This window comes from Arthrobacter gandavensis (genome assembly GCF_039528575.1).
Classification (GTDB): domain Bacteria; phylum Actinomycetota; class Actinomycetes; order Actinomycetales; family Micrococcaceae; genus Arthrobacter_B; species Arthrobacter_B citreus_B.
Window position 1 is genome coordinate 82,034 of the sequence record NZ_BAAALV010000001.1, and the last position, 14,318, is coordinate 96,351.

Consider the following 14,318-nt stretch of genomic DNA (forward strand, 5'->3'; position numbering starts at 1 on the left):
GGACTCCTGCGCCGGAATGAGGTGCGGGGAGACTTAGGTAACAGGTTCGGCGAGGGAATCCGAGGACCCTTGCCAGACGCCGTCGAGCACTGCGGACGCTTCGTCCTCGGTGACGCCCAGTGACAGCGAAATCTCAGTGAGCAGAGGGCGCCGGGCATGGCGCAGCATGTCCCGTTCAGCGTGGGAGAGTCCCTTCTCCAGGGAACGGAGGGTGAGGTTGCGGACCACACGGGCGACGTCGGTGATGCTGCCGCTGGCCAGAAGCTCGGTGTTTTCCTTGAAACGACGGGACCACTGCGTTTCCTCGGCATCCGCGCCGGCCTTGAGCACTTCCATGAGTTTTTGAAGCTGGGCGCCGTTAAGGACCGGGCGCAGGCCCACTTCGGCAGCCTTCGCCAGGGGGACCCAGACCTCCAGCTTGTTCGCCTGGACCTCAAGCACGAGGTACTCCATGTCTTCACCACGGACTTTGCGGGTGGCGACCTGGCGGATGGCTGCGGGGCCGTGGTGGGGGTGGACTACGGTTTGACCTACGTTAAACGTCAATGTGTTTACCTCTGGCTGCGTCGATTCCTGACCCGGCATCTCCGCGGCCCGGATGGACGGGCACACTGGGGAAGGCCGTCCCCTCTTATGCCCGGTGAGCGTTGCGAGGGGAGCGCGGAGGCGGTACCAGCACATGGGTGAAGGTTCCGGCGGCCGCGAGTCTGGCATTTTCCATTATTTCACGTCCGGTGCAGATGTACCCTGCCTGGAGCGGAGGCGGCTGCCCAGCGCCCGGATCAGGGCAGGCAGCCGTTAAAACAGGGTGCCCCTCCCGGAATCCGGAAGGGGCACCCTGCCTGCTGCGGGCTAGGTTGCGGCCCGGCAGCTACGCGGACTATGCGCGGTAGTAGACGGGGCCGGAGCCGAGGTTGGCGGTGGCGATAACGGTCTGGTTGCCGTTCATTCCGCTGTGGATGGCCTGGCCGTCGCCGATGTAGATGGCGATGTGGGGGACACCTGCTCCGCCGTTGGCGTAGTAGATCATGTCACCCGGCTGCGGGTTGGATACCGGGGTGCCGTAGGCGGCCAGCTGCGCCGGGGCCAGGTCGCCCACCGAGTGGCCTGCTGCACGCAGGGCCTGCTCGACGAGGATGGTGCAGTCCTGCATGGCGCCCAGCTGGGCGTAGGCAGAGCTGAGCATGATCGCGCCGGCGCCGGAAGCTGCTGCAGCAGGTGCCGGGGTAACGGCCTGGGTGGTCACGTTGCTGTCGTAGCCGGTGTACGTGCCGGGATCGGTGTACGCGGCGGCAGGTGCTGCGGCCTGGGCCGGAGCTGTGTAGGTCTCTGCCGGAACGTAGGTCTCAACCGGTGCTGCGGCAGCGGCGGGAGCTGCTGCTGCTTCTCCGGAAACAGTAATGACGTCACCGGGGTAGATGATGGATGTGAGGGACAGGCCGTTGAGTGCCAGGACGCTGTCCAGGCTCACGCCGTAGGCGGCGGAGATTTCGCTCAGGGTGTCACCGGAAACTACGGTGTGGGTAACGGCTGCAGCCGGAGCCGGAGTTTCGGCTGCGGGAGCAACTGCGGGCTGTGCTGCCGGAGCAGCGAAGGTGCTTGCTGCCGGTGCCGGTGCCTCGTTGATGACTGCGCTGGCCTGGGCCGGAGCTGCCATACCGAACATGAGGCCTGAGCCTGCCAGAACGGCTGCTGCGGTGCCGGTGACGGTGCGTGCCTTACCGGGTGCTGCTTTTGCGATGCTGGTCCAGATGCTGGACTCTGCGCAATGACGTCCGCGATTCTTAGAAGACAAGGTTTTACCTCTCCCTATACCTGCGAGGTGAGCTGTCGGGTTCGGATGGGAGTCACCCGGCCGCCGGTCTCATCCGGTCGGCTTAACCCCAAGGATTCAAAGGACCCAAAATATTGGTTCCCCCGCCCCTGCCGTCGTATTGCAAAAGGGACCCCGGCCAAGCGGCAGAGCTAGGTAACAAGCCCGGGGCGCCGCATCAGGTCTGCGGCATGCAAAGGACACTAACAGCAATCTCTTTTTGATTGCAATTCGGTAACGGCGGCGTGTTGCCGTTGTGTGGAGCGGGTCACTACTGATACTGCCAAGCAGGCTTTCGAGTTGTTTCACCGCTGTCTCACGCGTCACGCGCGGGTTGTACTTGCCCCGGCGCGTTCGGCGGCAGAAATCTTACCGCGGCAGCAGGACGGAACCGGCCCCGCGGGAATACGCTTAAACCCCCGTATTCCGGCGAAGGAGAGCTGTCGTGGCCCAGGTATCCAGCAGTCGAAACAGCCGTCTGCCCTTTGAGGAAGTCGTCCGTGAAATGAGCATTCCGGCTGGCGTGGCCGGTCCGGAACCGGTGATTTCCGACGTACGTTGCTATGCCGTCGCTCAACCGGGCGGGATAGTGGTCATTGACACAGGGATGCCGGACGCCGTCGGAGCGATCGCGGAGGCAATCGACGCACTGGGGGGCACCTTCAAGGACGTGCGCGACATTGTCCTGACTCACCTGCACATGGACCATGTGGGTTCCCTGGTTGCGATCGCCGAGCAGGCACCCCTGGCGTCCATCCATGCCGGCGGCAACGATTCGCCGGACATCCGGTCCCCCCGGAGGATTCAGGCGGTGGAGGAGGGGGATTCGATCCAGGACCTTCAGGTTCTCGCCACTCCCGGCCATACGCAGGGCCATGTGAGCATCTTCCATGAAGCCACCGGCACCCTGTTTGCCGGTGACGCCGCTGCGACGAGTCACGGCTTCGTTGTCCGGAGCCCTGCGGCCTTCACCTCGGACGCTTCGCGTGCCGAGGAGTCCCTGGAGCGGATCGCTGCACTGGCACCGGAACGCATCCTGTTTGCCCACGGTGGAGAAGTCCCCTCGCCAACGGGTTCACTGGTGCGCCTGGTGGGTGGCCCCTACGGAGGCTAGTCTCCGGTTTTTCGGGCTTTATGCCCGGGGGCCAGCCTGTGGACTATAAACCAGGCGAACCAGGCGCCGCCTGCCGTCGTGAGGGCTGCGGCCGCCGGAAGCAGCCAGGTCACAGGGGTTCCCCCCGAGGCAGATACGGCTGCGTACAGCAGCCAGCAGACAGCCAGGGCTGCACCTGCCGCACCGGCGCAGAACCCCGGGGATTTTCCCGACGAGGCGCTTGCGTAGGCCGCCACGCTGGCGGGGCAGGCAAAGGAGCCGCCGAGCCCCGCCCCGCCAATCATGGTCCACAGGATGTAGCTCGCCAGCTCTTCGGAGCCTACTGACGAGGCATAGTTGAGCTGGAAGTTCAACAGAGCCAGGGCCATGCCTGCCAGCGCGCCCAGCGGAACAAGGAAAAAGACAGACCTGCGGGTCCGGGCGGGGGTGTTGCTCATGTACACAACTGTATCGCCGCGGCTGCTGGTCCCTGTCCGCCCCCCGGTTTACTGGCCCTGCACCGCGCTCCGGGCCTGGATGTGGGCCGCTGTAGCCCAGCGCAGGATCGAATACAGCAGCTGGGTTGCTCCGGGCATAAAACCCGAACCATGGTGGTAGACCGGGTCCATGGTTGTTACGAGCAGGCGGGCGGGCTGGTTCACTTCATCAATGAACAGCAGCGCCCCGCTGTCCGTTCCGTTTTCCTCCATGGTCACCAGACTCCGGGCGCCCGACGGCGGGTGGAGCAGTCCGTGGTGGTGCCAGTCCACTGCGCGGCGGGTAAAGAACTCCCAGAGCGGATCCTCCGGCAGGCGCAGACGCGTGCCGGTGTCCGTGCCGGTGCGCCAGGCCCAAAAGACGGTGGGGCGGAAAGAGTATCCGATTCCGGGCAGCCAGTCCTGGACGCTGTTTTCGCCCAATACTACGACAATCTTGCCGGGGTCCTGCAGGGCCTCACGGATGGCAGGCTCGAAGCGTGAACGGACTCCGGCGTGGAGCCTGTCGCCTACGATCACGACATCCAGGGATTTCACCCCGGCCGGGTCGGCGTCCGGAAGGTAGATGCCCTCGATGCGGTAGGGCTGGAGAGCGGGGTCTTCCAGTGTGCGCAGTGCAGTGAAGGTGCCGGTGTGGAGGAGGCCAATGCGTGGTGTTGTGCTCATGCGGATGCTTCTTTCAGGTGGGCTGCGGGGGCTGCGCTGGAGCCCGGGCTGAGCCAGGCAACGAGGTTCGGGCCCAGCCGGGCGCTGCTGTACCTCTCGTCCGCGAATCCCTCCAGGTCCAGGCCTCCGTGGACCAGGACGGCACCGGCTCCTAGGGGAAATTCGTAGTCCAGGGGCAGCGAGTTGGGGCCAATCCCTGTGACGGGGACGGCGCCGTCGGGAAGCGGAGACGAATAGCCACGGCCGTAGAAGCCGGCAACGCCAATTTCCTGGAGCTGTTCGTAGGAGTGCGTACCCGGAACTCCGGTGCGGAAATGCAGGTCACGGTAATCCACCCCTTCCCATACGGGGTGGGGTGAGAGTGCATGGGGACGCAGGTCCCACGGACTGCGGTAGTCCAGTTTCAGCCACCGGGCCAGGCCGTCAATGAAGGGCAGCACCACTTGCCCGTTGACCAGGATCCGCCCGCCGTCGCGGACGAATCCGGACAAATGGGTGCGGTGTTTGTACAGCAGTACATGGTCGGCAGCACCGCTGATGATCAGGGCGCCTGCCGCGAGGATGGAGCGGCGTTCAGCCGGATCGTCGAGCCGGTAGCAGTCGGCGTCCTCGATGGCACCGCGCCAGTCCGGATCGCCAAGTTCTCGCATGGTGTTTGATCCGGAGAGCCGAATGATTCTCATGGAAGGTCCTTTCGGAGGTTCGGGGCGCAGGTGCGCCTGCAGGAGGGACCAAAGTCCGGGACCGCGATGGTGCGGTTGCCCGAGACCGTGTCCACGGTCGGTGTGCAGATCGGCAATCCGTAGACGTCGGAGAGCGCCGGCCCCGTCAGCAGTTCTTCGACCGGGCCCCAGCGGGTGTCGTGGCCGTTAACGAACAGCAGGGCGTTACGTGAAACGTGGAGGGCATGGTCCGGATGATGGGTTGTCATGATGACTCCCATTCCCTCGGCTGCGAGCGAGTCCAGGACGCTGAGTACCCGGGACTGGTTACGCAGGTCGAGGGCTGAGGCGGGCTCGTCGAGTACCAGCAGTTGGGATCCGGAGGCCAGGGCACGGGCGATCAGGACCAGCTGGCGCTGCCCGCCCGAAAGTTCGGAATAGGACCGTTCTGCCCAGTCCGCCGCCCCCACGCGTTCCATTGCCCGGGCAGCGGCGTCACGGTCTCCAGCACGGGGGACCTGGTAAGGGCGCAGATGCCGCGTGCAGCCCATAAGCACCATGTCCTGGACCATGAAGTCCGGACCGGTTCCGTGATCCTGGGGGACGTAGCCCACGGACGGGTCGGTTGTGAGGGTTCCTTCCACGGGTTTCAGGAGCCCTGAGAGGCATTTGAGCAGTGTGGTTTTCCCGCGGGCGTTGGGCCCCAGGATAGAGAGGACTTCCCCGCGTTCCAGGCTGAAACCCAGGCCGCGGAAGAGCCAGGGCCTCAGCTTGGAGTAGCGGAATCCAAGCCCCTGGGCTTCCAGGAGCACCGTGTTGCCGGCTTGCTTAGTTTCCATGCGTTTCTGCCTTCTTCTGGGATCGGGCGAGCAGCGCCACAAAGACCGGCGCACCAATGATGGCGGTCAGGATGCCCAGCGGTATCTCGCTGCTGGTCATGGTCCGGCTTAGCGTGTCAATGAGGATCAGGTATGTTCCGCCCAACAGCAGGGAGACAGGCAGCAGTACCCGGTTATCGGAGCCGACCCAGAGGCGGGCCAGATGCGGGACCACCAGTCCCACCCAGCCCACGGCGCCCGCGACAGCTACCGTCCCTGCCGTCATCAGCGCGACGGCACCCAGCAGTACCAGCCGTGAACGGTGGGGGCTGATGCCGAGGGCAGCGGCGTCGTCGTCCCCCAGGGAGAGAACGTTCAGACGCCAGCGCAGGGCAATGATCACTGCCGCACCCAGTCCCACCGGAACCAGCGCAATCAGCACCTTCTCGTAGCTGGCCGCTGCGATGGAGCCCAGCAGCCAGTGCACGATTGAGGGCAGCTCCGAGTAGGGATCGGCAATGTAGGTCATAAAGGAAACAAGCGCGTTGAAGAACGCGGCCACCACGATTCCGCCCAGCACAATCATCAGCATCCGGTTGCCCTGGCCCAGGCGTGCCAGGAACAGGACGAAGGCCAGGGCTGCCAGGCCGAATCCAAAGGCGCCGCCAACCATCCACGCGCCGGAAAGCCCCAGTGTCAGCACCAGGACTCCACCGAAGGAGGCTCCGGCTGTGACTCCAATGATGTCCGGGCTCACCAGGGGGTTGCGGAACAGCGCCTGGAGGCAGGCACCGCCAAGTGCCAGTGCACCGCCCACCAGGAACGCCAGCAGGACCCGCGGCAGCCGGACGTCCAGAATGACGGTGGCTTCCTGGTCCGTCCACGTCCTTCTCAGCAGCCCGTCGCTGCCCAGAAACGATCCGGCCTCACCGGCAAGAAGGCGGAGGATTTCATTCGGCGGGACCCAGTAGCGGCCTGCCGCCATGGACCCAACCGCCACCATCAGCAGCAGGACGAGGCTGATGACTACCGGATGCCGGCGCAGAATCCGCGGGCGCCGGGAAGGCACGGGTGCAGCACCGGGCGTGCGTTGAGCCAGGCTCACGGCGTCGCTTCGAAAACTTCGTAGCCGCGGCTTCCGCGGTTCATCTCCAGCCTCAGCGCCGCGTCGATCTGCGCGTCGGAGACGTCATAGTTGTAGAGATAGCCGATCTTCTCCCGCATGGTGTTCCGCAGGGCGTGGCTGGTCAGCTCAGGGTGGTAGAGCTCGGCAGCCCACTGCCACATCAGCGGCGATTCAGCACACGGGACCTCCCAGCGGTATCCGCCCAGGGGTGCCTTGTACACCCGCCTGTTGCGGACTGCGGAGATGGAGGCCAGTGCGCCGTCGGCATAGACATCCGCAGGTGTGCGCGCATCAAAGCCGCCAAGAGTGATGACTTCCGGATCCCATTCGATCAGCTGTTCCGCGCTGACCGTATTGTCAGTGGAAACGTTGTCTGCGGCCATGTTCCGGCCGCCTGCCAGCTCCATCCAGAAATGCATGTAGGAAGCCTTGTTGGAGGCTGAGTAGCCTTCACCGGACTGGCCAAGATGGACCGTGCGCACCGGCGCCGCAGTGCCCAGCTCCGAGCGCAGCCGCTTCAGTTCGGCATGCATCCAGTCGGTGATTTCTGTTCCGCGTTCCGGTTTGCCGAGAATCGCAGCGAACAGCTGGACCCAGGTTTCCAGGAACTCCTGCGTGCCGTAGAGGAGGCACACGGTCTTGAAGCCGGCGTTCTCCAGCGGTTCAACCAGGCCCTCTCCCTGGTCTGCCCATTGGAAGACGACGTCGGGGGCAAGTTCGGTAATGGTCTCAATATTGGGGGTGAAGCTTGAGGGGGAGATGGTCGTGGTGGACCTGGACTCCGGGAAGATCTCACCGAAGAGTCCCTGTTTGTTTGCCTGCAGGGTGGATTCATTGATGCCGACGATGCGGTCATAGCCGCCGTCCACCGCTGCGATCATCGACGGTGAGGGGATCACGGTAGTGGCAATCCGCTGCACCGGGGTGTCAAACGTGATGGTCTTCCCGCGCATGTCTGTGACGGTGAACCCCGGGCCGGGTGATGCTGTTCCAGTCCCGGCTGGGACGGTGCCCGCGGACACTGTCTCGCGGGTGGAGCAGGCGCCGAGAGCGAGCGCCAGGACTCCCAGTCCGCCGGCCAAAAGAGACCGGCGGGGCGGGTGGGGGTACGTGGGGTTAAGGCGGGACAAGGGAACTCCATTCACGGGCTACAAGGTTGGTAAGGCTTGCCTAAGCCAGCCGGAGTTCATATTAGCGAATAAAAACATGACCTTATTCAAAAGTGACAGTCCCTGACATGAGTGAGACGAACCTGACACTGCCGCTTTTTATGAATGACTCAGAATAACTGTTAGAGTCTTCTCAGCGCCTGACGCTTCCCGTCCGGCATTCAGTCCACAGCCGGTCACGCACCAAGGGCCCGCGGACCTCCGCAGCCTGGCACAGGCCGGCTGCTCCCACTTTTGCCGCAACGCCGCCCAAGAGCCGGCGTACTTTGTGCTGCCCGACAGCACGCCACCCGTCTACTAGGAGAACAATGTTCGAAACCACCACTTCCATCCCCGCCCACACCATCCAGGTGCAGGACCCGTCCCGGCAGCAGAGCCGGGGCACGGCTTCACGGGTTGTTTCGGGAAGCCGCGGAGCCGCGCTGGGCGGAAACTACGTCGCTGGGTTCGGCCGCCCCCAGTCCGCCCCGGCCAGCCGGCACGGCGCCCTGTCCAGTGTTTCCTCCTCCGGCCACGGTTACACCGCACGGTTCGACGGCGACACGCACCGCAACGCCGCAGCCCCGGTTGACAGCTACACGGCCGCCTTCGGGTCCACGGCCGGAACACGGAATCCGGCCGCCGGCGGCCGCGGGAGTTACACGGACGCCAACCTCTAGCGGTGTCCAGCAGCTTCCACGGCTCACCGGCTCCAAACCGCGTCGTTTTTCCAGCCAGTGCAGCGCTCCTCCGGTCAGCGGCCGGCGGATCCCGAACGGCGATAGGATGTGAACCCGCCGGCTGAACCAGGCCGGCGGTCGCTGACCCGGTTATGCCGGGCACCAACTATTGCGGGGGACTTCATTTGGGTGCCATGGATGATTTGCTGGGTCCTGCCGAAGTCACGGCGCTGCACCGCAGCCTCACCTCTGCTGCACCAGTCGCCGGACTCCAAGGGCTTCTCGCCGCGATACCTCAGCTCGACCCGTTGTCACTCCGCGGCCGGACGGACCTCCTGGCGGGGCAGCTGGTCCGTGCATACCCCGTTTACGCGCAAGCAGCTGCAGCCTACCGGGGCGCCCTGGCCGATCCGGAGTTCAAGGGCTGGATGATGTGGCCTGTCACCGAATCCGCAGTGACGCTGGCGCTGGCCGGGGGCGACCCCGCAGACTTTGACGACGCCCTTGACCTGCTGGCCGCCCTCACTCCGCGCCTGACGAGCGAGTTCGCAATCCGCAGGCTCCTTACAGCGGACCTGGACCGGTCCCTGGCACTCATCCAGGCCTGGACAGCGGACCCCGATCCGCATGTACGGCGGCTGGCCAGCGAGGGGACCCGGCCCTATCTGCCCTGGGCGATCCGGGTCCCGGGACTGCTGCAGGATCCCGAAGCCACGCTGCCCATCCTGGCCGCCCTCCGGGATGATCCCAGCGAGGACGTGCGCCGCTCCGTTGCCAACCACCTCAACGACATCTCCCGCCATGCGCCCGAAATCACCGTCCAGGCCTGCGCCCGATGGCTGGACGCGCCGGCACCCACCACTGAGCGGCTGGTCCGCCACAGCCTCCGGACCCTGGTTAAGAAAGCCCATCCTGGTGCCCTCGCCCTGCTGGGATTTGAGCCGGCGGAGGTCCTTGTGGAGGATCTTGCCACCACCACACCGGCCATCACCCTTCCCGGCAGGCTCCGCTTCGGCTTTACACTGACCAACACTGGAAGGACGACGGCGCGGCTCGCCGTGGACTATGTAGTGCACTACGTCAAAGCCCGCGGCGGAACCGCTCCCGCAGTCTTCAAGCTTGCTGTCCTGGAACTCCCGGCGGGGGAGTCCCGCACCCTTACCGGTTCACACGCACTGCACCAGATGACAACCCGCCGTCACTATGCCGGAATACACCGTCTGCAGATCCAGGTGAACGGGACCCGGCACGGCTCCTTGGCGTTCGAGGTAGAACTGGATCCGGTTGAGCCTTCGCCGGCATCACCTGCCAGCCTGGAGTCATGACGGGGAATGCTCCGAAGGCGAGGGAGCCGCGAGAGGGAGCCGGTCCTTATGGTGTATGCGCTCATTCATAAGTCTCAGCGGAGCACCCGAACCGCCCCATGCCTCGCCAATGAACTCCGCTGCGATGGACACGGCAGTCTCTTCCGGCGTCCGTGCCCCCAGGTCCAGTCCAATGGGGCTGCGCAGCGCCTTCAGGGCAGCGGGTGACACCCCTGCCTCCAGCAGCCGTTCAATGCGGTGGTGGTGGGTGCGCCGGGATCCCATGGCGCCAACGTAGGCGACCTTCGCTCCGTTGAGCACTGCTGCCAGGAGCGGCGCGTCGAAGCGGGGATCATGGGTCAAGACGCAGACCACCGTTCGGCGGTCCACCGCGCCCGCCTCCAACTGGTCCTGGTAATAGACATGGGGCCGGGAAATGACAACCTCGTCCGCATCCGGAAAGCGTTCCGGCGTCGTAAATACGGGGCGTGCGTCGCAGACCGTGACACGGTATCCGAGGAACGAACCCAGCCGGGCCAAGGCGGACGCGAAATCCGTGGCTCCGAAAACCAGCAGGCGCGGCTGCGGCGCGAAAGTCCTGACGAAGACACTAAGGCCCGCCTCCAGGCGTTCGCCTTCGAGTCCGTACGCCAAGGTCCCGCTGCGCCCTGCCGCAACCAGGCCCAGCGCGTCGTCGGCCGTGGTCTGGTCCAGCCGCCTGCTGCCCAGCGAACCATAGGTTCCCCCGGGGAGGATGACCATGTTTTGCCCCAGGCATCCGGGATCCGGGTGCTCAACCACCGTCGCCATGCCGGCCGGCACGCGGGCTTCTATGGCAGACAGGGCTTTGCCCAGCACCGCTGACTGTTCCGGTGCAAGGGCCTGGACAAAGACTTCAATTGTGCCTCCGCAGGTGAGGCCAACGGCAAAGGCGTCCCCGTCGCTGACGCCGTAACGGGCAAGGACAGGACCCGCACCGTTGATGCACTCCAGTGCCTGCTCGTACACCGCTGCTTCAACGCAGCCGCCGGATACTGAACCAACTGCACCCCCGGAGGAACTCACCAGCATCATGGTTCCGGTTGGACACGGCGCAGAATCGAAGGTCCGGACTACGGTGGCCAGGGCCGCGGTCCGGCCTGCCGCCCATTCACGCTGCAACGCCTCCAGGACGTCATTCATGGCTGTGCTGATCCATGCCCAAACTGCTGCTCCTTCCACGTCAGTCCCGCTTTCGCGTGCCACATCGAGTCCCGTGGACTGCGGTGGACCGTGCGCCAAGGCTGCCCCCCGTGCGGGAGGTGTGTCAATCCCTGTCCGGGCAGCCAGGGAAAGCCTCCGCCCGGGTCGCTGTTATTCAGTCCCTCGGGCTGGTGGCACTCGCCGGACGGTGACCGCGGCGGCACTCGGGCGTACTGTCGGAATGTGCCTGAGCGTGCCGGGCCGGGCAGCCGCCGGCGGGTCCCGCGCCCTTCACAAGTGGTCTTTCTCGGTTTCGTGGCCGCAGCCCTCTGCGGAACGGGACTGCTGATGCTGCCCGCCTCAGATGCGGTTCCCGGCAGTGCTTCCTTCACGGACGCGCTTTTCACTGCGGTGTCGGCACTCTGCGTCACCGGGCTCTCAGTGGTTGAGACACACGTGTACTGGTCCACCTTTGGACAGGTTGTCATCCTTGCCCTGATTCAGGTCGGCGGACTGGGTGTCATGACGTTTGCCTCCATCGTTGGCCTGGCAGTCATTGGGCGGTTCAGCTTCCGGTCGCGGCTGCAGGCCGTGGCCGAAAACCGCAGCCAGGACCTGGACAGCACACCCAGGGTGATCGGCGGCGTCGTGCGCATCTCCCTCGCAACCGAGGCCGTGACAGCACTGCTTCTGGCCCTGCGCTTCTGGCTCGGCTACGGCAAGGACCCGGGCGAAGCCATCTGGCTGGGAGTGTTCCATGCTGTCTCTGCGTTCAATAATGCTGGATTCTCGCTTTTCCCGCGCAACCTCGAGGGCTTCGCAACCGATCCGCTGGTGTGCCTTCCGGTAGCCGCCGCCGTCATCATCGGAGGACTGGGCTTTCCGGTGCTGGTCCAGCTGCGCCGCGCCTGGGGGAAACCGCTGCGCTGGACCATCAACACCCGCCTGGTGCTTTGGGGGACGGTCATCCTGCTGCCGGCCGGAACGGTGTTCATTGCCCTGTGCGAATGGAACAACCCGCAGACCTTCGGTGCCCTCTCCGGACCGGAACGGTTCCTGGCTGCATTCTTTATGTCAGTCCAGACCAGGACGGCGGGATTCAGCTCCGTCGACGTCGCCCAAATGGATCCGCTGTCCTGGCTGGGAATGGATGTGCTGATGTTTATTGGTGCCGCACCGGCCGGAACCGGCGGCGGGATCAAGGTGACGACGTTCGCGGTGCTGGTGTTCGCCGTCGTGGCTGAGGCACGCGGGAACGAGCAGGTGACGGCCCTGGGCAAGGCGCTGCCTGCCTATGCCGCACGGCAGGCGCTGGTTGTGGTCCTCGTCGCCGCCGGACTGATCGCTGTTTCAACCGGAGCACTGATGGCCATGTCGGACTACTCGATGGACCGGCTGCTGTTCGAGACGGTCTCTGCCTTTGGAACGGTTGGGCTCTCTGCCGGTGTCTCGTCGGCACTGCCTGTAGCAGGGGAGCTGATCCTGGTGGTACTTATGTTCACAGGCCGGCTCGGGCCCATTCTGCTCGCCTCGGCGCTGGTCCTGCGGGAGCGCAGGCTCAAGTACAAACTTCCTGAGGAAAGGCCGATCATTGGCTAAGCTCAACCTTTTCAACGGCAGGGAGGCGGAGCGGATCAGCGAGTCCGACGCCGTAGCGGTGATCGGTCTTGGGCGATTCGGTCAGTCACTCGCGCTGGAGCTGATGGCTAACGGCGTCGACGTCCTGGGTGTGGACGGGGACCAGCAGGTGGTGCAGGGCCTGGACGGGCGGCTGACCTACGTGGTGATGGCCGACGCGACCCGGGAAGATGTTCTGCGCCAGCTGTCGATTCCGGAGTTCAACCGGGTTGTGGTGGCCATCGGCCAGGACATCGGGGCCAGCATTCTCGCAGTATCCCTTTTGCTGCGTTTCGGCGTGCCGGAGATTTGGGCGGAAGCGGTCAGTGAAGCACACGGTACGGTGCTTGAGCAGCTGGGCGTGCACCACGTGATCTTTCCGGAAAAGGACATGGGGCGCCGGGTGGCGCACCTGGTCCAGGGCAGTCTGCTGGACTACATTCCGCTGGGCGGGAACTTCGCCGTGATCGAAACCGCCCCGCGTGAATTCCTGGCCGGCTCCACGATTTATCAGTCCCAGGTCCGGAGGCGGTTCGGCGTGGTGATCGTTGCGGTCCGCAAGTCCGACGGCGAGTGGCAGTTTGCCGAGCCCGACCTCCAGATCGACGAAGGCGACGAACTCCTGGTGGCCGGACCCACGAAAAAGGCCGAGGCCTTCAGCAGGCGTTAGTTGTTTGTGTCGCCATCATGACGCAGCAACTATGACGGAGCTTATATACTCGACAGCGCGTTGGATGCTGTCCAAATTTGGTTGGATTCCAACGAAATGAATGCCCCGTTTCCTAAGGAGCCACCGTGACTCAGACTGCCCGGCCAACAGACCAGCCCAGACAGGACTTTGGGTACTTCGGCCCGGAGAGCATCAGCTGGAAGCTCTACTCCGATCCGTCATCGAAGCTTGGCGGCATAGCCGCGCTTCTGCTCCAGGCGCTGAATCCCAGCATGATGCGCCTGTTTTCCAACGTCAGCGTTGCCGGCCAGGATGCCGCAGCCAGGGGCGAGCGGACAGGGCAGTACATCGACACAACGATCTTTGGGGACAAGGCGCATGCCGACGCCGCCGCCCGATCCGTGCGCGGAATGCACAAGCATGCCAACTGGGAGGACCCGGCAACCGGGCAGACCCTGCGCGCGGAGACCGAAGACTGGATGGACTGGACCCACAACACCCTTGTGTTTGCGGTACTCCGGGCTGCCGAAGCATTTGGTCCGAGGCTGTCCGTGCAGGAGCAGGACCAGTTCGTGGTTGAGCAGCACATTGCCGCCAGGCTCGTGGGAATCGACCCCGCACGCCTTCCCGCAACCTATGCGGAGCTGCAGAAGTATATCGACGCCCAAAAGGACTGGCTGGCCCTCTGCCTGCCTGCCGCGGAGGTAAGCCAGGCAATCCGCAAGCCGTCCCTGCGGGGCAATCCGGTGAAAGTCTGGACGGGAATAGTCATCCAGGACGGGATCCTCTCGCTGCTCCCGGACTGGGCACTTCTTCTCTACGGCGTGGCGGGGCGGCCGATGAACCTGCGCAGCGCGGCAAAGACGACCAGGGCGATGATGGCCGCCGCCCGCCGAAACCGCCCGTACGAGGACGTCATCACGGACCTCACCACGAAGGTGGATACTCATCCCTACCGCAAGGTCCGCAACCGTGCCGGAATCTAGTCTGGAGAGCCTGTCGGGTTTTCAGGGTTCCGGGAGCCGGATCCATGCCTAAGGGT

Annotated in this window: 15 protein-coding genes and 1 riboswitch; of the genes, 6 read left to right on the forward strand and 9 right to left on the reverse strand. The window is 64.8% G+C overall.

What is annotated here, in order from left to right; translation table 11 throughout:
- Positions 1-33: 33 nt before the first annotated feature.
- A complete protein-coding gene (locus ABFX29_RS00455) occupies positions 34-546 on the reverse strand; it encodes a CarD family transcriptional regulator (protein ID WP_170287762.1) in 513 nt (170 codons plus the stop codon).
- A gap of 334 nt (positions 547-880) precedes the next feature.
- Complete coding sequence (locus ABFX29_RS00460) at positions 881-1,795, reverse strand: LysM peptidoglycan-binding domain-containing protein (protein ID WP_152228200.1); 915 nt, start codon at positions 1,793-1,795, stop codon at positions 881-883.
- 3 nt (positions 1,796-1,798) lie between these two features.
- A riboswitch (cyclic di-AMP (ydaO/yuaA leader) is annotated at positions 1,799-1,964 on the reverse strand.
- Between the two features lie 294 nt (positions 1,965-2,258).
- Here ABFX29_RS00460 and ABFX29_RS00465 point away from each other — a divergent pair.
- Positions 2,259-2,927 (forward strand): MBL fold metallo-hydrolase, encoded by a 669-nt coding sequence (locus tag ABFX29_RS00465; protein ID WP_152228199.1) that lies wholly within the window; start codon positions 2,259-2,261, stop codon positions 2,925-2,927.
- Here ABFX29_RS00465 and ABFX29_RS00470 read toward each other — a convergent pair.
- From ABFX29_RS00470 to ABFX29_RS00495, 6 genes are read right to left on the reverse strand one after another with little or no spacing between them, the layout of a single operon-like run.
- Positions 2,924-3,364 (reverse strand): hypothetical protein, encoded by a 441-nt coding sequence (locus tag ABFX29_RS00470; protein ID WP_152228197.1) that lies wholly within the window; start codon positions 3,362-3,364, stop codon positions 2,924-2,926. The genes ABFX29_RS00465 and ABFX29_RS00470 overlap by 4 nt on opposite strands.
- Before the next feature lie 48 nt (positions 3,365-3,412).
- Positions 3,413-4,069: a hypothetical protein gene (locus ABFX29_RS00475; RefSeq protein WP_152228195.1), complete on the reverse strand. Its 657-nt coding sequence runs from the start codon at positions 4,067-4,069 to the stop codon at positions 3,413-3,415.
- On the reverse strand, positions 4,066-4,752 hold the full coding sequence (locus ABFX29_RS00480; RefSeq protein ID WP_152228193.1) for a hypothetical protein: 687 nt from the start codon (positions 4,750-4,752) through the stop codon (positions 4,066-4,068). Before ABFX29_RS00480 ends, ABFX29_RS00475 begins: the two co-directional genes overlap by 4 nt.
- A complete protein-coding gene (locus ABFX29_RS00485) occupies positions 4,749-5,570 on the reverse strand; it encodes an ABC transporter ATP-binding protein (protein WP_152228191.1) in 822 nt (273 codons plus the stop codon). Before ABFX29_RS00485 ends, ABFX29_RS00480 begins: the two co-directional genes overlap by 4 nt.
- Positions 5,560-6,654, reverse strand: coding sequence for a FecCD family ABC transporter permease (locus ABFX29_RS00490; protein ID WP_246167495.1), 1,095 nt, complete (start codon positions 6,652-6,654; stop codon positions 5,560-5,562). Before ABFX29_RS00490 ends, ABFX29_RS00485 begins: the two co-directional genes overlap by 11 nt.
- Complete coding sequence (locus ABFX29_RS00495; RefSeq protein WP_152228189.1) at positions 6,651-7,805, reverse strand: ABC transporter substrate-binding protein; 1,155 nt, start codon at positions 7,803-7,805, stop codon at positions 6,651-6,653. The genes ABFX29_RS00490 and ABFX29_RS00495 overlap by 4 nt, the downstream gene beginning before the upstream one ends.
- Positions 7,806-8,152: 347 nt before the next feature.
- On the opposite strand from ABFX29_RS00495, the gene ABFX29_RS00500 reads away from it, so the two are divergent.
- Positions 8,153-8,503 (forward strand): hypothetical protein, encoded by a 351-nt coding sequence (locus ABFX29_RS00500; RefSeq protein WP_152228187.1) that lies wholly within the window; start codon positions 8,153-8,155, stop codon positions 8,501-8,503.
- A 194-nt stretch (positions 8,504-8,697) separates the two neighbouring features.
- Positions 8,698-9,828: a DNA alkylation repair protein gene (locus tag ABFX29_RS00505; protein ID WP_152228186.1), complete on the forward strand. Its 1,131-nt coding sequence runs from the start codon at positions 8,698-8,700 to the stop codon at positions 9,826-9,828.
- Here ABFX29_RS00505 and ABFX29_RS00510 read toward each other — a convergent pair.
- Entirely contained in the window at positions 9,823-10,989 is a 1,167-nt protein-coding gene (locus ABFX29_RS00510; protein WP_152228185.1) for an XdhC family protein, read from the reverse strand. The two genes, ABFX29_RS00505 and ABFX29_RS00510, sit on opposite strands and share 6 nt — an antisense overlap.
- A 243-nt stretch (positions 10,990-11,232) precedes the next feature.
- Here ABFX29_RS00510 and ABFX29_RS00515 point away from each other — a divergent pair, with 243 nt between their 5' ends.
- The 3 genes from ABFX29_RS00515 (at position 11,233) to ABFX29_RS00525 (ending at position 14,262) form a co-directional block, all read left to right on the forward strand.
- Entirely contained in the window at positions 11,233-12,588 is a 1,356-nt protein-coding gene (locus tag ABFX29_RS00515) for a TrkH family potassium uptake protein (protein ID WP_246167493.1), read from the forward strand.
- A complete protein-coding gene (locus ABFX29_RS00520) occupies positions 12,581-13,276 on the forward strand; it encodes a potassium channel family protein (RefSeq protein ID WP_211372384.1) in 696 nt (231 codons plus the stop codon). Before ABFX29_RS00515 ends, ABFX29_RS00520 begins: the two co-directional genes overlap by 8 nt.
- A gap of 125 nt (positions 13,277-13,401) precedes the next feature.
- The gene (locus ABFX29_RS00525; protein ID WP_152228183.1) at positions 13,402-14,262 is read left to right on the forward strand and encodes an oxygenase MpaB family protein; all 861 of its coding nucleotides are present in this window, start codon (positions 13,402-13,404) and stop codon (positions 14,260-14,262) included.
- Positions 14,263-14,318: the final 56 nt, after the last annotated feature.